Raw genomic sequence first — 18,125 nt, 5'->3', positions numbered from 1 at the left:
GTGACCACCCCCGACTGGTTCGTCTTCCGGGGCACCGGCGAGCCGCACGACGGCATCGGCCGGCTGCCCGCTCCGCCCCCCTGGCGCGACTTCGACGGTGAGCCCCTCAACGACCCGGCTCCGGCGCTCGGTTCGGAGTCCACCCGTCGCCTCGGCACCCGGAGCCTTTCCGGCCCCCTCTGGCGCCCCGAGGAGCTGGAGCTGATCAACGCCGCGCTCTACCTGCGGCGCCCCCTGCTGGTGACCGGAGACCCGGGAGCGGGCAAGTCAACCCTCGCTCACGCCATCGCTCACGAACTCGGCCTCGGCCGCGTGTTGCACTGGCCCGTCGTGAGCCGTACGACCCTGCGCGACGGCCTCTACACCTACGACGCCATCGCCCGCCTCCAGGACGCGCAGATGGCCCGGGTACAAGGGCGGGACCAGGGCGAGGACATCGGCGAGTACCTGCGGCTCGGACCGCTCGGGACGGCCCTGCTGCCGTACGCGCGCCCGCGCGTGCTGCTCGTCGACGAACTCGACAAGAGCGACATCGACCTCCCCAACGACCTGCTGAACGCGCTGGAGGAAGGCGAGTTCCACATCGCCGAGCTGCAACGGATCGCCCGTCGGCAGCCCGAGGTGCACGTGCTGACCGACGACGGCGGGCGCGCCCCCGTCACCGGGGGCCGGATCCGCTGCCGCGCCTTCCCGGTGGTCGTCATGACCAGCAACGGCGAACGCGACTTCCCCGCACCGCTGCTGCGCCGCTGCCTCCACCTGGACCTTCCCTCTCCCCGCAACGACGAGTGGGGCACGGCCCGGCTCGACGCCATGGTCCAGGCCCACTTCGGCGACACCGACGGCACCGACCGCGACGCCCTGATCCGGGACTTCCTCCGGTCCAGCCCGGGCGCCCTGCGCGCCGCCGACCAGCTGCTGAACGCGATCTACCTCACTCAGGAGGCGGCGCGCGACAGCGAGCCGGACCGCAGGCGGCTGGCGGAGCTGCTGATGCGCCCGCTCGACCAGGGCGACCGCGGGCCACGCTGATGACGAGCCCGCCCGCACAGGACCCGTCCGCCGCCCCGGAGGCCCCGCTGACCGCGCTCGTGGAACGGCTGCGTGCCATGCTCGGGGCCGACCCCACGGCGCGGGAGCTCGCGGAGGCACTGTGGCTGGCCGGGCACCTGGACCCGGCCGCGTTGCGCCCGGACGGGACGGTCGAGCCCGTCCCGGTGCCGCAGGAGCCCGACGAGCCCCTCGACCCGGGACCGGCGTCCACGCCCCCGATCCCCGACAACGGTGACCGCCGGCCCCCCGGCCCCACCCGCCTGTACGCCGACCGGCCCGGCCCGGGCCGCCCCGCACCGCAGGCCGAGGACGGCATCCTCCGCGTCCGGGTGCCGGCCGCCACCGTCCTGCCGCAGCCGCTGCCCCTGCAGCGCGCCCTGCGACCCCTCCAGAACCACCGCCCGCCGGTGCGCACCCGTACTCACCGGCTGGACGAGCAGGCCACCGCCGAACGGGCCGCGGAGACCGGCCTGTTGCTGCCCGTCCTGCGGCCCGTCACGCGCCGGGAGGCACGGCTGCGGCTGCTGATGGACGTCTCCACCTCGACGGCGGTGTGGGACGGCATGCTCGACGAACTCCGGCAGATCTGCGCCGGCCTCGGCGCCTTCCGCGAGGTGTCCGTGCATTACGTCCACGAGGACGCCGACGGCCGGCCCGTCATCGGCAGGACGCGCGCCGCGGACGGGACGCGGCGACCGGTGGAGCAGTTGCGCGACCCCACGGGGCGGCAAGTGACCCTGGTGCTCAGCGACTGCGCGGGCCCGCTGTGGCGTTCCGGTCGCATGCAGCGCCTGCTCCACCACTGGGCGCGGGCCGCGCCCGTCGCGGTGCTTCAGCCCCTGCCCCAGCGTATGTGGCGCCGCACCCACCTGCCCGCCCTGCCCGGTCGGCTACGGCGGCGAGAAGGGCTGGGAGCCCGGCTGGACTTCCGGCCCACCGAGGGCCCGTGGCCACTCGACGCGCTCCCCGTGCCCGTGCTGTCCCCGACCAGGGCCGCGCTCGGCACCTGGGCCCGGCTGCTGTCCGGCGGTACCGGGCTGTCCCTGCTGGCGGCGGCAGCATGGGTACGGGCCGACCATCCGGCGGCTCCACCGCGCGCGCAGCGCTCCACGACGGAGCCGCCCGACCTCGTCCGCACGTTCCGCCGCACCGCCTCCGCCCAGGCCGTGCGGCTGGCCGTGACCTTCTCGGCCATCCCGCTCACCCTGCCCGTGATGCAGCTCGTGCAACGGGCGATGCAGCCGCGGACCGGGCCCACGGTGCTGGCGGAGGTCCTGCTCAGCGGGCTGCTGAAACGTGGGGAGGCCGAGGGCTGGTACGACTTCGCACCCGGCGTCCGCGAGGAACTCCTGCGGCTGCTGCCCCGCGGCGAAGCGCTGCTCGTCCTGAAGCACTGCGGGGAGTACGTGGAACGCCACTTCGGCCGCCGGGCCCGGAACTTTCCGGCGCTGGCACTGGCCCGGCTGACCGAGGGGCCGGTGCCGCGGTCGGGGGCGGCGGAGGAGGTTCCGGGGGCGTTCGCCGAGGTGTCGGAGCTGGTGGTGGGGCGGTATGCGGCGGCTGTCCCGGCCCGGGAGGGGGTCACCGTGGTGCACGCCTCGGTGGACGTGGGGTGGGCCCTGTGGGCGGCGGACGTGCTGCGCGCGTGCGGGCACGAGGTGTCGGTGTGGGCCTGGGACTCCGACTCGCCGGACCCGGAAACGGCTCTCAACTCAGGGATGCGCGAGCGGCTCGGCCGTGGCGACAGGGTCGTCTTCCTCCTCGGCGACTGGTACGGACTGCACCGGGTGTCTCCGACAGACGAGGGTCTCCTGCAACTGGCACTCTCCATCGAGCACCACGTCGAGCAGCTTGCGGCCGTGTGCGTGTCCCCCGGGGAACTGCCGCGCTGGGCGGAACCCTTGTCCCCGGTCACACATCTGTGGAGCGTGAGCGAGCCTGAGGCCCGCCGACGCCTGATGGACCGGCTGTCGCTCGACGCGGACCAGTACGCTCCGCGGACGCCGAACGCCCCCTTCCCCGGCCGCGTGCGGCGCGTGTGGGGCGGGGTCCCCGACCGCGACCCCGCCTTCACCGGCGCCGAGGACGTCTTGTCCGAGCTGGACCAGCAGTTGGCGCACAGCCGGGCGCCCTCGCCGGTGTGCGCCCTGGTCGGACCTTCAGGCGTGGGAAAGACCCGGGTGGCCGTCGAGTACGCCCATCGGCACGCCGCGGACCACGACGTCGTCTGGTGGGTGAGCGCCGAAGCACCCTCGGCTCGACGTGAGCGCCTGGCCCAGCTCGCAGTCGAACTCGGACTGGACGTCGGTACGGGTACGGACGAGCGGATCGCCGCCCTGCGGGACGCGGCGCGCCACCGGTACGCCGACCGCCGCTGGCTGCTCGTCTTCGACGGCTGGAACGATCTCCACGGTGCCGACGACCTCTTGATCAGTGGCTGCCAAGTGCTCGTCACGACACGCGACACCGCGTGGGCCGAGGCGGTGCCCGCGGTGCGGATGGAGGGCGCGGGCGGGGACACGCGGGCCCGGCCCGACGCGGAGGCCGACATCCTCGCCAGGCGCGCACTGGTCCGCGTCGACGCCCCGCACGGCGAGCGGGGCGTCACCTCGGGCAGCGGGTTCTTCCTGGCACCGGGCTGGGTCGTCACCGCGGCCCTCGTCGTCACGGACGTTCACGGCCGCGGTCCCGAGGCGCGTGTTCAGGCCGGTGTCACCACGACCGACGGCCGTCGGCACCAGGTGGCAGAGGTCCACGTGGTCGGTGACGTGGCACTCCTGCGGGTGCCCGAGGCCGTCGACCCGGACTGCCTGTGGCTCAGCGACGAGCCGGACGTCTCCCCGGGCGAGGTGGCCCTGTACGGAGTGGTCGGCTCCGTGGACCGGCCGCGCGTGACCACCCGACGAGCCGCGGCCACGGCAGGGGACAACCGGCACAGGCTGCTGGTGCGTGACGTTTCCATGCCTCCCGGCAGCGCGGGCGGTCCCGTGCTCGACGAGGACGCCGGCGCCGTCATCGGCGTCATCGAAGGCCAGACGGTGGCAATCGGCAGCCGCAGTGTCGGAGCGGTGCGCATCGGGGTGCTGCGCACCCTGTGGGAGGGCCCTGGCCCCCGGGCCGAGCTGTGGCACGAGATCGTCCGCGCCCACGACCGGCACCACGCCGAACGATTCCGCAGCCGCGGCACGGACCTGACGTGGACCGGGGTGCAGTCCCGGCTGGCCGTCCGCTCCGCGGCGCTCCGCGAACTGGAGCCGGCGGAACGGACCGTGCTGTACGAACTGTTGGCCGAGATACCGCCGCCCAAGAGCCCTCGGGTGGTGGCGGAGCTGCTCGGGAAGCAGCAGCTGTATGACGGATATCCACTGTGCAGTTGGCGCGACGGCGTGGGAGGTCTGGACCGGGGGAACTCCGCGGACCTCGCGCTGGTGTACGCGGCTCGGGTGTGGGCGCGGCTCGCGCAACCACCGGCGGGGCGGCGCCTGCGCGCGCTCGCCGACCTGCGCAGCTGGGTGACCGAGACCGCCCGGCTCAGGGACCCGGATCTGCGCCGGGCCGTCGACGACGTGTTCCTGCGTGTGGACGCGGCCTTCGCAACTCCTGAGGCGGCATCGGTCCTGGTCGACATCGAGAGCATCTCGGCGCAGGCGTACGGCTGGCGTGTGCTGCTGGTCATGGACGGAGAGGCGGGTGTCATGGCCGAGGACACGTCTCCCACGCCCCTGCGGGAGCTGGAAGCGCGTGTGCGCGCCGCCCTGGCGGACGTGTTGGTGGAGGCCGACGCCTACGACGTTCCGGCTCCCGTCCATTTCGCCTTGCCGACCGAGCTGTTGTGGGTGCTCCCGGTTGAGCGCTGGCTGGTGCGGGAGAGTTCCACCGTCCTGGCCGCCCAGCGCCCCGTCTTCGTCCGCAGCCGGGACGGCGGGGGCCGTACCCGGCTGCGGGACCGGAGCAACCGTTGGGCGGCCCTGGTCCGCGGCCCGTTGGTGGGCGTCACGGCGGGACTGGACTCGGCACCCTCCACCGCCGTGCCGGTCGCCTGTGTGCACAGCCCCCGGCCACTGGAGGAGGGGTTGGCCCTCGGTTACCCGCTGATGCTCTGGAGCCGGGCCACGCGTCACGACGACTGTGACCGCTTTCGTGAGCGGGTAAACGAGCTCCTCGGGGGAGCCGTGGACGTCCGTGGACTCCTCGCCCGCGTAGGGAGTCTGAGGGCGGGCAACGCAGCCCGTGACCCGGACGCCGCCTGGGCCGGACACCTCGCCGTCTACTACGACCCACCGGACGGTCCGTGACAAAGCCGAAGGGCCCGGTCCGAGTCACACGAACTCGGGCCGGGCCCCTCGTACGTACCACCGTGAGGCCTTACGCCTCGAACACCTCACGCACCAGCTGCTCCTGCTCCGCCTGGTGCCGCTTCGCGGAGCCCACCGCCGGGGACGAGCTGTGCGGGCGGGAGATGCGGCGCAGGCGCTCGCCGGCCGGGATGTCCGCGCCGACCGCCAGGTCCAGGTGGTCGATCAGGTTCAGGGCGATGAACGGCCAGGCGCCCTGGTTCGCCGGCTCCTCCTGGGCCCACAGGTACTTCTCGGCGTTCGGGTACTTCTTGATCTCCTCCTGGAGCTCCGCACCCGGCAGCGGGTACAGCCGCTCGAGGCGGATGATCGCGGTGTCCGTGACGCCCCGCTTCTGCCGCTCGGCGTCGAGGTCGTAGTAGACCTTGCCGGAGCAGAAGACCACCTTGCGGACGGCGGCCGGGTCCACCGAGCTGTCGCCGATGACCGGGCGGAACCGGCCCGTGGTGAACTCCTCCGCCTTCGAGGCGGCGGCCTTCAGGCGCAGCATCGACTTCGGGGTGAAGACCACCAGCGGCTTGTGGTGCGGGTTGTGCACCTGCCACCGCAGGAGGTGGAAGTAGTTCGACGGGAGCGTCGGCATCGCGACCGTCATGTTGTTCTGCGCGCAGAGCTGCAGGAACCGCTCCGGGCGGGCCGAGGAGTGGTCCGGGCCCTGGCCCTCGTAGCCGTGGGGGAGCAGCAGGGTGACGCCGGACGTCTGGCCCCACTTCTGCTCGGCCGACGAGATGAACTCGTCCACCACCGTCTGGGCGCCGTTGACGAAGTCGCCGAACTGGGCCTCCCACATCACGAGCGCGTTCGGGCGGGCCAGCGAGTAGCCGTACTCGAAGCCCATCGCCGCGTACTCGGACAGCAGCGAGTCGTAGACGTTGTAGCGCGCCTGGTCCTCGGAGAGGTACTGCAGCGGCGTGTAGTCCTCGCCGGTCCGGCGGTCGATGATCACCGCGTGGCGCTGGCCGAACGTGCCGCGGCGGGAGTCCTGGCCGGACAGACGGACCGGGACGCCCTCCAGGAGCAGCGAGCCGATCGCGATGGTCTCGCCCATGCCCCAGTCGATCGTGCCGTCCTCGACCATCGCCGCGCGGCGCTGCAGCTGCGGCAGCAGGCGCGGGTGGACGGTGATGTGGTCGGGGATGTTGACCTGGGACTCGGCGATCCGCTTGACGACCTCGGCCGAGACGGCCGTGTCGACCGCGACCGGGAAGCCGTCCTCCGGGGCCTGCGCGGCGGCCGAGACGGGCTGCGAGGTGGCCTCGCGGACCTCGGTGAAGACCTTCTCCAGCTGGCCCTGGTAGTCCTGCAGGGCCTGCTCGGCCTCCTCCAGGGTGATGTCGCCGCGACCGATCAGGGACTCGGTGTACAGCTTGCGCACCGAGCGCTTCTTGTCGATCAGGTCGTACATCAGCGGCTGGGTGAAGGCCGGGTTGTCCGACTCGTTGTGACCGCGGCGGCGATAGCAGATGAGGTCGATCACCACGTCCTTGTTGAACGCCTGGCGGAACTCGAAGGCGAGCCGCGCCACGCGCACGACCGCCTCCGGGTCGTCGCCGTTCACGTGGAAGATGGGGGCCTCGATCATGCGGGCCACGTCCGTCGCGTACATGGAGGAGCGCGAGGACTCGGGGGCCGCGGTGAAGCCGACCTGGTTGTTGATGACGATGTGGACCGTGCCGCCGGTGCGGTAGCCGCGCAGCTGCGACATGTTCAGGGTCTCGGCCACCACGCCCTGGCCCGCGAAGGCCGCGTCGCCGTGGATCGCCACCGGCAGGACCGTGAAGTCCGTACCGCCCTTGTTGATGATGTCCTGCTTGGCCCTCGCCACACCCTCGAGGACGGGGTCGACCGCCTCCAGGTGGGACGGGTTCGCGACCAGGCTGACCTTGATCTGCTCGCCGTCCAGGCCGGTGAAGGTGCCCTCGGCGCCCAGGTGGTACTTCACGTCGCCGGAGCCGTGCATCGACTTCGGGTCGAGGTTGCCCTCGAACTCGCGGAAGATCTGCGCGTACGACTTGCCGACGATGTTCGCCAGCACGTTCAGGCGGCCGCGGTGAGCCATGCCGATGACGACCTCGTCCAGGCGGGACTCGGCCGCCGAGTCGATCACCGCGTCGAGCAGCGGGATCACGGACTCGCCGCCCTCGAGGGAGAAGCGCTTCTGGCCGACGTACTTCGTCTGCAGGAAGGTCTCGAAGGCCTCCGCCGCGTTCAGGCGGCGCAGGATGCGCAGCTGCTCCTCGCGCTCCGGCTTGGAGTGCGCCCGCTCCACGCGGTCCTGGATCCACTTGCGCTGCTTGGGGTCCTGGATGTGCATGTACTCGATGCCGGTGGTGCGGCAGTACGAGTCGCGCAGCACGCCGAGGATGTCGCGCAGCTTCATCATCGACTTGCCGGCGAAGCCGCCGACGGCGAACTCGCGCTCCAGGTCCCACAGGGTGAGGCCGTGCTCGACGATGTCCAGGTCGGGGTGCTTGCGCTGGCGGTACTCCAGCGGGTCGGTGTCGGCCATGACGTGGCCGCGGACCCGGTAGGAGTGGATCAGCTCGAAGACGCGGGCGGCCTTGGTGACGTCGTCGTCGTGGCTGGCGTCGATGTCCTTGAGCCAGCGGACCGGCTCGTAGGGGATGCGCAGGGCCTCGAAGATCTCGTCGTAGAAGCGGTTCTCGCCCAGCAGCAGGTTCGCGACCTGGCGGAGGAACTCGCCGGAGGCGGCGCCCTGGATCACCCGGTGGTCGTAGGTCGACGTCAGCGTCATGACCTTGGAGATGCCGAGCTTGTTCAGGGTGTCCTGGGAGGTGCCCTGGAACTCCGCCGGGTAGTCCATGGAGCCGACGCCCATGATCACCGACTGGCCGGGCATCAGGCGCGGCACCGAGTGGACGGTGCCGAGGCCGCCGGGGTTGGTGAGGGAGACGGTGACGCCGGTGAAGTCGTCCATCGTCAGCTTGCCGTCGCGGGCGCGGCGGACGATGTCCTCGTAGGCCTGCCAGAACTCGAAGAAGTTCAGCGTCTCGGCCTTCTTGATCGCCGCGACGACGAGCTGGCGGTCGCCGTTGGGCTTGACCAGGTCGATGGCGAGGCCGAGGTTGACGTGGTCCGGCTTGACCAGGGTGGGCTTGCCGTCCTTCTCCGCGAACGACCAGTTCATCGACGGCATCGCCTTGATGGCCTGGACCATCGCGTAGCCGATGAGGTGCGTGAAGGAGATCTTCCCGCCGCGGGCGCGCTTGAGGTGGTTGTTGATGACGATGCGGTTGTCGAAGAGCAGCTTCACCGGGACCGCGCGCACGGACGTGGCCGTGGGGATCTCCAGGGAGGCGTTCATGTTCTTCGCGACGGCGGCGGCGGGGCCGCGCAGCGTCACCAGTTCGGGGCCGGCGGGGGCCTCGGACACGGGCTCGTCCTTCTTGGGCTGGGCGGGGGCCGCGGCGGGCTTCGCGGCGGCGGGTGCGGCGGGCTTGGCCGGAGCGGGAGCCGCCGCCGGGGCGGGAGCGGCCGCCGGGGCGGGCTTCGCCGGGGCCGCAGCGGCGGCCGGCTGGGGAGCGGCGACGGCCGGGGCCTGGGGTGCGGCGGGAGCCGCGGGCGCGGCCTGCGCCGCCGGGGACGCCGTGGTGGTCTCCGCGGCCCCCGCGGCCGCGGTACCCGACGGAGCCGAGGAGGCAGCTGCGGCGGCCCCCGGCTTGTAGTCGGCGAAGAAGTCCCACCAGGCGCGGTCTACCGAATTCGGGTCCTGGAGGTACTGCTGATAGATCTCGTCGACGAGCCACTCGTTGGGACCGAACGCAGCTGCGGGGTTCTTCCCGGCTTGGTCGTCGGTCGAGACGCTCGGGTTACTGGGGGACTGTGGCGACACGGCGGCAACCGCCCTCTTCCGCTTCACAAGGTGATTGGACAGCGGGAATAAAGGCTACGCCTCCAAGACCGCGAAGGTCAGGTCGGGCCGGTTCATCGTCGCGTAAGTCACACCGGAAAGCGTGTTTCAGGGGTTGAAATGGCGGGAAACAAGTGTGGTTCCTGTTGCGGACAGGTACGACGACCCGGGCCCGGCGCGGGGAGTGCGTGGGCCTCTGCCTGATCACACGTGTCCGGCTGCGCGGACACGCGTGGATCTTGTTGCTCCGCTTCGAACTTTACGTCAACTCGGCAGAGATGGCTCTCCCGGAAGGATGACCTGGATCCGGCAGCCGCGTGGGGATTCGGCCACTCCGATCCGGCCACCGTGCAGATCCACCGCCCAGCGGGCGATCGCCAGGCCGAGGCCCGTCCCGCCGTCGCTGCCGGGCCCGTGCGGGCGGTTCACGGAGCCGCGGTTGAAGCGTTCGAACACCCGGTGCCACTCCGACTGGGGGATGCCGGGGCCCTCGTCCAGCACCTCCAGCTCCAGGGAGTCCGGAGCGGGGCCGCGCCGGGCCTTCACCGTGACACGGCCGTGCGGCGGGCTGTGCTTGACGGCGTTGTCGATCAGGTTGGCGACCACCTGGTGGATGCGCTCGGGGTCCGCGTGCGCGGTCAGCTCCGGCGGGGAGACGTCGAGGTGCAGATGGACGTCCGTACGGGTGTGGCTGCCGGAGCCCGAGGCGATGCCCGCGCGCGCGGAGGACACCATCTGGGCCTCCTTGAGGACGCCCGAGAGGTACGGCCACACCTCGAAGCGACGTTTCTTCAGCGGAACGACGCCGTTGTCCAGGCGGGAGAGGTCCAGCAGGGTCTCCACCAGGCGGCCGAGGCGCTCGGTCTGTTTCAGGGCCGTGCGCATGGTCTCGGGATCCGCCTCGGTGACCCCGTCGACGATGTTCTCCAGCACCGCGCGCAGCCCCGCGATGGGGGTGCGCAGCTCGTGGGAGACGTTCGCCACCAGCTCCTTGCGCTGGCTGTCCTGGGCCTCCAGCTCGTCGGCCATCAGGTTGATCGTCTGGGCCAGGTCGCCCAGCTCGTCCCGGCGGTTGTCGCGCACACGGCGGCTGTAGTCGCCGTGCGAGATGGACCGGGCCACCGTGTTCATCTCGTCCAGCGGCGCGGTGAGCGAGTGCGCCACGAACTGCGTGATCAACAGGGTGGCGATCATCGAGAACACCGTGATGAAGCGCAGCTCGGTGGCGGTGCGCACCGCGATCATCAGCAGACCCGTGGTGATGAACACCGAGATGACGACCAGCGCGCCCAGTTTGGTCTTGATCGAGAACGGGCGTACGCCGCCCCAGGGCTCCCCAGGGCTCCTCCGCGTGGCCGACCGCCCGTCGCTCATGGCGTCGGGGTCTCCAGGGCGTAGCCCACGCCGTGCACGGTCCGGATGCGCTCCGCGCCGATCTTCCGCCGCAGCGCCTTGATGTGGCTGTCCACGGTGCGGGTGCCGGAGGCGTCCGCCCAGTCCCACACCTCGGCGAGCAACTGCTCACGGGAGAGCACGGCGCGCGGAGTGTTGGCCAGGCACACCAGCAGATCGAACTCGGTGGGCGTCAGATGGACGTCCTCGCTGCGCACCCGCACCCGGCGCTGTGCGTGGTCGATCTCGAGTTCGCCGAGGCGCAGTATGCCGGTGCGCGGGGTAGCGGCGGCCAGTGCGGCCCGCTCCACCCGGCGCAGCAGCACGTGCACGCGCGCCGCCAGCTCACGCATCGAGAACGGCTTGGTCATGTAGTCGTCGGCGCCGACGCCGAGCCCGACCAGCATGTCCGTCTCGTCGTCGCGTGCGGTCAGCATCAGCACCGGCACCGGGCGCTGGGCCTGCACGCGCCGGCAGACCTCCAGGCCGTCGAAGCCCGGCAGCATGATGTCGAGGATCAGCAGGTCGGGCTGCCAGGCCTCCGCCGTGTCGACCGCCGCCGGCCCGTCACCTGCCGTTTGCACGAGGAATCCCTCCGCGCGCAGACGGGTGGCGATGGCCTCGACGATCGTCTGGTCGTCCTCGACCACCAGGACGCGCCGCTGAGCGCCCGGGGTCGCCGTCGTGCCGTTGTGGGAGGTGTGTGTCTGCTCCATCGCCCGCCCCTGGGGTTGCTTTCCGGAATCCGTGGGGTGATCCCATGACTGCGCTTGACGCTTGAATGATCGGCGTCAGTGAAGCAGGGTACGGGGAGTTACCGCCGGTCGGCTATCCAGGTCCGATCGCGAGGTGCACGACGTCGGGAACGCCCCGGGCAACGGGCACCTCTTCGGTACGCACCTGCCGGAACCCGGCATTCCTGAGGGTTCCTTCGAAATCCGGTGACGGTGCGGCCGACCACACCGCGAGCACCCCGCCGGGTCTCAACACCCTTGCGCAGCTTGCGAGTCCGGCCGTCGAGTAGAGGCTGCCGTTGTCGTCCGTGACCGTCCACGCGGGCCCGTTGTCGATGTCCAGGCACAGGGCGTCGTACGTGTCCGATGTCTCATTGACGTGGGTGACGAGGTCGGCCTCCACGACGCGGGTGCGCGGATCGGCGAGCGCGTCGGCGGACAGTGCGCACAGGGGGCCGTCGAGGTGCCAGTCGATGACGGCGCGTTCGCGTTCGACGACGGTGATGCGACCCCAGCGGGGATCGGCCGCCGCGTGCGCGAGCGAGAAGCCCACACCGAGTCCGCCGATCAGCAGGCTCGGGTCCGGGCGGCCGTCCAGGGCATCTGACGCGGCGTCCACCAGCAACCGCTCCGAGCGCCCGTCGGAGGTGTCCATCAGGAAACAGCCGTTGGCGATGATCTGCAGCAACTCACCGTGCCGCCGCAGCACCACCTCGCCGTGCGGGCCCTCACGACGGTCCAGGACCACCGGGGTGTCGTCGGTGTCGTACGGATGAGGCATAGGCCACATTCTGGTGACCGGCGGGGGCGGGGGCGACTCATTTCCCCGGCGGCCGTCCCCAACGGGCGACCGCGGGCGACCTGCGGGCGACCTGCGGGCCGTCCCCGGCGGGCGTCGCCGGCGGCCGGGCGGGCCGCCGCGCCCGCCGCAGCCGTGCGCGGCCGGCCCGGACGCGGAAACCGCCTGAGAAGTTGCTTTGAATCCCGTCTCGGGTGGCGTCGGTCATAGACAGCGACCGGCGCGGCGCGAAGGGTGGAGTGTGACGGAAGGAGCGCCGCACCTTGGAACGTACGGTCCCGGCGGCCGATGCCACGCTCATGCCCCCCGGGAGGGGCGCGTCGCTTCTGGACGGCATGCCGCGCCAGCGCACGGCGCCGCCGCCCGTCACGCACACGGTTCCGCTCCCGGTGCGGTGGACCGCCCCGCGCCTGGTCCTGCTGCTGCCGAGCCCGAAGCGGGCGCCGTTCACCTTCGGGTACGCCGCCGTGCTGCTGGTGACCTCCCTGTTCGCCCAGTACGCCGATCCGACGCTGGTGAACGCGCTGTGCCAGGAATCCAGCACGGACGTCGCGCATCTGATGCGCAGTCCGGTGGTGGTGCTGCTGACCAGCGCGCTGTGGATCGCGGGCGGGATGCTGTCGTACTACACCCTCGTCTTCCTGGTCGTGCTGACGGCGCTGGAGCGGCGGATAGGCGGCGCGCGCACGGCGGTCGTCTTTCTGCTCGGCCATGTGCTCGCGACGCTGGGCACCGAGGTCCCGGTCGGCCTCGCCGTGCTGGCGGGCCATCTGCCGGACAGTTCGCTGCACCGCCTCGACTACGGCATCAGCTTCGGTGTGGCGGGGAGCCTGGGCGCGCTGACGGGGTTGCTGCGGCCCTGGTTGCGCTGGACGGTGCTGATCGCGTTCGCCGCGGTGCTCCTCCAGGACCTGGTCGAGTTCACGGACCCGCTGAGCAACTGGGGTCATCTGCTGGCCCTGACGATCGGCGTCGGGACCTGGCCGCTGGTACGGCGCTGGGCCCGGACCGGAGCCGCGGCCGTGCCTCTGAGCTGACCCTGCGCCGTTGCGCGCCTGGTCACAGCGGTCGCCCCAACTGATCGCCCAGAGCGAACAAGCCTTGGGGAACAATCGAATCCTCTCGTGCATTGAGTCAGCACAACTCAACTTGACTGCCGAAGGGGAGATCATGGCTTCGACGTCCACACCGCTCACCCTGCCTGTGCTGCCGCTCGACGGCGAGGTTGTGCTGCCCGGCATGGTGGTCCCGCTGGACCTGAGCGACTCCGAGGTGCGCGCGGCGGTGGAGGCCGCCCAGGCGGCCGCCCGTTCCGAGCCCGGAAAGCCCAGGGTCCTGCTCGTTCCACGCATCGACGGCACCTACGCCGCCACCGGTGTCCTCGGCACCGTCGAGCAGGTCGGCCGGCTCGCGGACGGCGACCCGGGCGCCCTCATCCGCGGCCGGGGGCGGGTGAAGATCGGTGCGGGCACCACCGGGCCCGGCGCGGCGCTGTGGGTCGAGGGAACACGCATCGACGAGACGGTTCCGGACCCGTTGCCCGGCCACGTCGCCGAGCTCGTCAAGGAGTACAAGGCCCTCGCCGCCAGCTGGCTGAAGAAGCGCGGCGCCTGGCAGGTCGTCGACCGTGTGCAGGCCATCGACGACGTCTCCGCGCTCGCCGACAACTCCGGCTACTCGCCCTTCCTCACCACCGAACAGAAGGTCGAACTCCTGGAGACCACCGATCCGGTGGCCCGGCTGAAGCTCGCCACCCAGCAGCTCCGCGACCACCTCGCCGAGCAGGAGGTCGCCGAGTCCATCGCCAAGGACGTCCAGGAAGGCGTCGACAAGCAGCAGCGCGAGTTCCTGCTGCGCCGCCAGCTGGAAGCCGTCCGCAAGGAGCTGCGCGAGCTCAACGGCGACACCCAGGAGGGCGAGGAGTCCGACGACTACCGCGCCCGCGTGGAGGCCGCCGACCTCCCCGAGAAGGTGCGCGAGGCCGCCCTCAAGGAGGTCGACAAGCTCGAGCGCACCAGCGACCAGTCGCCCGAGGGCTCCTGGATCCGCACCTGGCTGGACACCGTGCTCGAAATGCCGTGGAACGAGCGCACCGAGGACGCGTACGACATCCGCGGCGCCAAGGCCGTCCTCGACGCCGAGCACGCGGGCCTGGAGGACGTGAAGGAGCGGATCACCGAGTACCTGGCGGTGCGCAAGCGGCGCGCCGACCGGGGCCTGGGCGTCGTGGGCGGCCGCCGCGGCGGCGCCGTGCTGGCGCTCGTCGGCCCGCCCGGCGTCGGCAAGACCAGCCTCGGCGAGTCCGTCGCGCACGCCATGGGCCGCAAGTTCGTCCGCGTCGCCCTCGGCGGCGTCCGCGACGAGGCCGAGATCCGCGGCCACCGCCGTACGTACGTCGGCGCCCTGCCCGGCCGGATCGTCCGCGCCATCAAGGAAGCCGGGTCCATGAACCCGGTGGTCCTGCTCGACGAGATCGACAAGGTGGGCTCCGACTTCCGCGGCGACCCGGCCGCGGCCCTGCTGGAGGTCCTGGACCCGGCGCAGAACCACACCTTCCGCGACCACTACCTGGAGGTCGAACTCGACCTGTCCGACGTGGTGTTCCTGGCCACGGCGAACGTCCTGGAGGCCATCCCGGAGGCGCTGGCCGACCGCATGGACATCGTCCGCCTGGACGGCTACACCGAGGACGAGAAGGTCGTCATCGCCCGTGACCACCTGCTCCCGCGCCAGCTGGAGCGGGCCGGCATCGCCCGGGACGAGGTCACGATCGAGGAGGCCGCGCTGCGCAAGCTCGCCGGCGAGTACACCCGCGAGGCGGGCGTGCGGACCCTGGAGCGGTCCATCGCGCGGCTGCTGCGCAAGGTCGCGGCCCAGCACGAACTGGGCGAGCGGGAGCTGCCGTTCACCGTCCGGGCCGAGGACCTGCGCGGGCTGCTCGGACGCCCGCACCACGTGCCCGAGTCCGCCCAGGACCCGGCCGAGCGGCGCACCGCGGTCCCCGGCGTGGCGACCGGCCTCGCGGTCACCGGCGCGGGCGGCGACGTGCTGTACGTCGAGGCCTCGCTGGCCGACCCGGAGACGGGCGCGGCGGGTCTGACCCTGACCGGTCAGCTCGGTGACGTGATGAAGGAGTCCGCGCAGATCGCACTCAGCTTCCTGCGCTCCCACGGCGCCGAGCTGGAGCTGCCCGTCGGCGACCTGAAGGACCGGGGCGTGCACATCCACTTCCCGGCGGGCGCGGTCCCCAAGGACGGCCCGAGCGCGGGCATCACGATGACGACCGCGCTGGCCTCGCTGCTGTCGGGGCGGCTGGTCCGCACGGACGTCGCGATGACCGGTGAGGTCTCACTGACCGGCCGGGTGCTGCCGATCGGCGGGGTGAAGCAGAAGCTGCTCGCCGCGCACCGGGCGGGGGTCACCACAGTGATCATCCCCAAGCGCAACGAGCCCGACCTGGACGACGTCCCGGCGGAGGTGCTGGACAAGCTCGACGTCCACGCCGTCACGGACGTCCGCCAGGTCCTGGAGCTGGCGCTCGCGCCGGCCACGAGCGACGCGCGGCCGGAGGTTCCGGCGGCGGCGTGACGGACGCTGCCGGATGAGGGAAGGCCCGGGTTTCGTGAGGGAGGCCCGGGCCTTCGCCATGGACCGGTGCTGCCGTTGGTCCATGCCTGCGAAATACTGACGCAAGCTGCGACAACGGCGACTTCGGCGGAGACTTCGAGGAACGGGATCCGGATCAGGTGACTGACGTGCACGAGGACGGAAACAGCGAGCGGCGTCCGGTGGAACCCGACGGGCCGGCGGAGGGTGCGGACCACTCCGGCGGCACGAACCAGGAGTTCCTGGCGCTGGAGCGCGAGCTGACCGTGTTCCTGCGGCGCGCCCGCGCCAACGCGGGCCAGATGGCCCGGGAGGTCCACCCGGACCTGGAGTCCGCCGCGTACGGGCTGCTCGCACGGCTGGACGAGTGCGGCCGCCAGCGTGCCACGGAACTCGCCGCCTACATCGGTGTCGGCAAGGCCACGATGTCCCGTCAGCTGCGCGCCCTGGAGGAGCTCGGCCTGGTCGCCCGGGAGCCCGATCCGGCCGACGGCCGGGCCTGGCTCGTGCACCTCACGGAGGAGGGACACCGGCGCGTCGGCCGCGTCCGCGAGGCCCGCCGCGCCCGCTATGTGCGCGAGCTCGCCCACTGGGACCCGCGCGAGGTCGCGGAACTGGCGCGGCTGCTCAACCAGCTCAACCGGGGCATGGAGCGCTGAGCCGCTCCGGGCTCCGACCTGAGGCGAAGCGCGGCAGGAGTTCCTCGTCCGGCCAGGAGTTCCAGGGCGGTCATCCGCACGTCCTGGTCAAGGTCGTCGGCGGCACGGTCGGCGAGGATGTCGTGGGTCCGCGGATCGTCGGGCCGGCGCTCGGTCAGCAGGCGCAGGGCCTCGAACCGCAACTGCGGTGCCCAGGCGTGTGGGGCCAGGACGGACGGTAGTTCGGGCTCGTGGTACAGCGTGCGGGCGACGGCCGACGCCGATGAAATTGTTCCCTGGAACCGTCCCCTGACGTGGAACCGGCGCAGGAAACGGTTACGGCCGCTCCAGTGCGGTGGGAAGGTCGCGAGGGCCGGCAGGGCGGCGCACGCTCGCCGCCCGGTCGGCCGTGTCGAGATCCACCAGGACGGCCACCAGGACAAGCGCGGCGGCGGCCGCCGCGCAGGCGATCGCCGCCCCCGGACCGCCGTTCGCGCAGCCCCGGACATCCCCGCCGTGCTCCCGCCCCCTCGGTCGGCCGACCCTTCCGCTGATGACCGTCATACCCGAATTCGCTGGCGAACGTGACCGGTTGGGTCATCGCACGGCCGTCACAGCTCCACGTACACCACCGTCGCGTCGTCGTGCGTCTTGCTGCGGCCGAGGTACGCCCGTTCCTCGCGGTCGGCGCTCTCCAACGCCCGTACGCGCTCCACGAGCGCCGTCGCGCCCTCCTTTCGGACGACCGTGAACAGATCCGACCAGTCGCCCTGGCGGAACTTCTCCGTCCAGCGCGTCGCCCCGTCCGTCAGGGCCGTGAGGGTGCGCACCCGCTCGCGCGGCAGTTCGCCGGTGACGGCGCGGGCCGCGACCGAGGGGTCCGCGGCCGCCGTGAAGAAGCCGCCCTCCCTGTTGCGGACCGTCGCGTCCACCAGGGCGTCCGTCGCCAGGGCCGCGCGCGGGAGGCGGGCGAGACGGTCGTCCAGGAGGGCGGTCACCGTGCCGCCCGGGGCCTCGACGAGGAGCGCCGAGTCCGAGAGGACCAGGTACTCCACCGCGGCCTCGCTCCAGCGGGCGAGGACCACGGTCGCCTGGGGTGTGCGCGGGTGAGAAAGGTCACAGGTGGAGACATGGGCGTCGGCGGTACGGAGAACTGCCTCCGCGAGGACCTCCGGCAGTGTCAGATCCCGGTAGGAAACGGATAGTTCGGTCAGTAAGCCGCCCAGGCGTGCACAGAACCAGGGGACGGAATGAAGACAGCCGTCGTCGCCGTCGGGCGGGGTCACCCCGTCCAGGACGACCAGCGCCCCGCCCTGCCCCGAAGCCGGAACCGCGAGCGCGGCGAAGTCCTCGTTGGGGCGAGTCGCGTCGCCGGGTTCGGACGTCAGCTCAATACGCATCCAGCCAGTCTGCACGAGGCCTTCACAAGGTCCACGAAAGGCTGGCAACGGTCGCCGAATCGCTGCGAGGGCGCAGGTCAGCCGCCTGGTTTGGTACGGAATAATCGCTTCCGGTGAAGCGTGGCGGCGAATACTGCCAAAGTGTGCCGCCGACGTCCAACCGGCCCACCGCACAAGGCCTCCGCACGCGCCAGAGGAACTTGCCCGCCAACTCCCCGCCGATGTTCACTCCTTCGGGTGGCGGGTCAGGCGAAGCGAGACCTCTGCCCACCGGCAC

The 18,125-nt window shown here is 71.8% G+C and carries 11 protein-coding genes; 5 read left to right on the top strand and 6 right to left on the bottom strand.

The annotated features are described in order from the left end of the window. Positions 1–1,032 (top strand): AAA family ATPase, encoded by a 1,032-nt coding sequence (locus tag ACFYZJ_RS15675; RefSeq protein ID WP_388567726.1) that lies wholly within the window; start codon positions 1–3, stop codon positions 1,030–1,032. Continuing rightward, positions 1,032–5,348 (top strand): SAV_2336 N-terminal domain-related protein, encoded by a 4,317-nt coding sequence (locus ACFYZJ_RS15670; protein ID WP_388567724.1) that lies wholly within the window; start codon positions 1,032–1,034, stop codon positions 5,346–5,348. Before ACFYZJ_RS15675 ends, ACFYZJ_RS15670 begins: the two co-directional genes overlap by 1 nt. Before the next feature lie 70 nt (positions 5,349–5,418). Here the strand turns inward: ACFYZJ_RS15670 and ACFYZJ_RS15665 are convergent, their stop codons facing one another. The 4 genes from ACFYZJ_RS15665 to ACFYZJ_RS15650 form a co-directional block, all read right to left on the bottom strand. Beyond that, positions 5,419–9,261, bottom strand: a complete 3,843-nt coding sequence (locus ACFYZJ_RS15665) for a multifunctional oxoglutarate decarboxylase/oxoglutarate dehydrogenase thiamine pyrophosphate-binding subunit/dihydrolipoyllysine-residue succinyltransferase subunit (RefSeq protein WP_388568574.1) — start codon at positions 9,259–9,261, stop codon at positions 5,419–5,421. Between the two features lie 282 nt (positions 9,262–9,543). After that, positions 9,544–10,653 carry an ATP-binding protein gene (locus tag ACFYZJ_RS15660; RefSeq protein ID WP_388567722.1) on the bottom strand — a complete coding sequence of 370 codons (1,110 nt, stop codon included), beginning with the start codon at positions 10,651–10,653 and terminating at the stop codon, positions 9,544–9,546. After that, the gene (locus ACFYZJ_RS15655) at positions 10,650–11,387 is read right to left on the bottom strand and encodes a response regulator transcription factor (RefSeq protein WP_388567720.1); all 738 of its coding nucleotides are present in this window, start codon (positions 11,385–11,387) and stop codon (positions 10,650–10,652) included. The genes ACFYZJ_RS15660 and ACFYZJ_RS15655 overlap by 4 nt, the downstream gene beginning before the upstream one ends. 112 nt (positions 11,388–11,499) lie before the next feature. Continuing rightward, complete coding sequence (locus ACFYZJ_RS15650) at positions 11,500–12,186, bottom strand: spermidine synthase (protein ID WP_388567718.1); 687 nt, start codon at positions 12,184–12,186, stop codon at positions 11,500–11,502. A gap of 281 nt (positions 12,187–12,467) precedes the next feature. On the opposite strand from ACFYZJ_RS15650, the gene ACFYZJ_RS15645 reads away from it, so the two are divergent. From ACFYZJ_RS15645 to ACFYZJ_RS15635, 3 genes are all read left to right on the top strand, one after another. Continuing rightward, positions 12,468–13,241, top strand: a complete 774-nt coding sequence (locus ACFYZJ_RS15645) for a rhomboid-like protein (RefSeq protein ID WP_388567715.1) — start codon at positions 12,468–12,470, stop codon at positions 13,239–13,241. A 133-nt stretch (positions 13,242–13,374) separates the two neighbouring features. Next, on the top strand, positions 13,375–15,792 hold the full coding sequence (gene lon / locus ACFYZJ_RS15640; protein ID WP_388567712.1) for an endopeptidase La: 2,418 nt from the start codon (positions 13,375–13,377) through the stop codon (positions 15,790–15,792). A 167-nt stretch (positions 15,793–15,959) separates the two neighbouring features. Further along, positions 15,960–16,469 carry a MarR family winged helix-turn-helix transcriptional regulator gene (locus ACFYZJ_RS15635; protein WP_388567710.1) on the top strand — a complete coding sequence of 170 codons (510 nt, stop codon included), beginning with the start codon at positions 15,960–15,962 and terminating at the stop codon, positions 16,467–16,469. A 315-nt stretch (positions 16,470–16,784) separates the two neighbouring features. Here the strand turns inward: ACFYZJ_RS15635 and ACFYZJ_RS15630 are convergent, their stop codons facing one another. After that, positions 16,785–17,012, bottom strand: a complete 228-nt coding sequence (locus tag ACFYZJ_RS15630; protein WP_388567708.1) for a hypothetical protein — start codon at positions 17,010–17,012, stop codon at positions 16,785–16,787. A 47-nt stretch (positions 17,013–17,059) separates the two neighbouring features. Continuing rightward, positions 17,060–17,848, bottom strand: coding sequence for a protein phosphatase 2C domain-containing protein (locus ACFYZJ_RS15625; RefSeq protein ID WP_388567706.1), 789 nt, complete (start codon positions 17,846–17,848; stop codon positions 17,060–17,062). Positions 17,849–18,125 lie beyond the last annotated feature (277 nt).

The sequence above is a fragment of the Streptomyces sp. NPDC001848 genome, assembly GCF_042891915.1.
GTDB lineage: Bacteria > Actinomycetota > Actinomycetes > Streptomycetales > Streptomycetaceae > Streptomyces.
The sequence above is the reverse complement of the archived record's forward strand: the minus strand, read 5'-3'. Positions and strand labels throughout refer to the sequence as shown.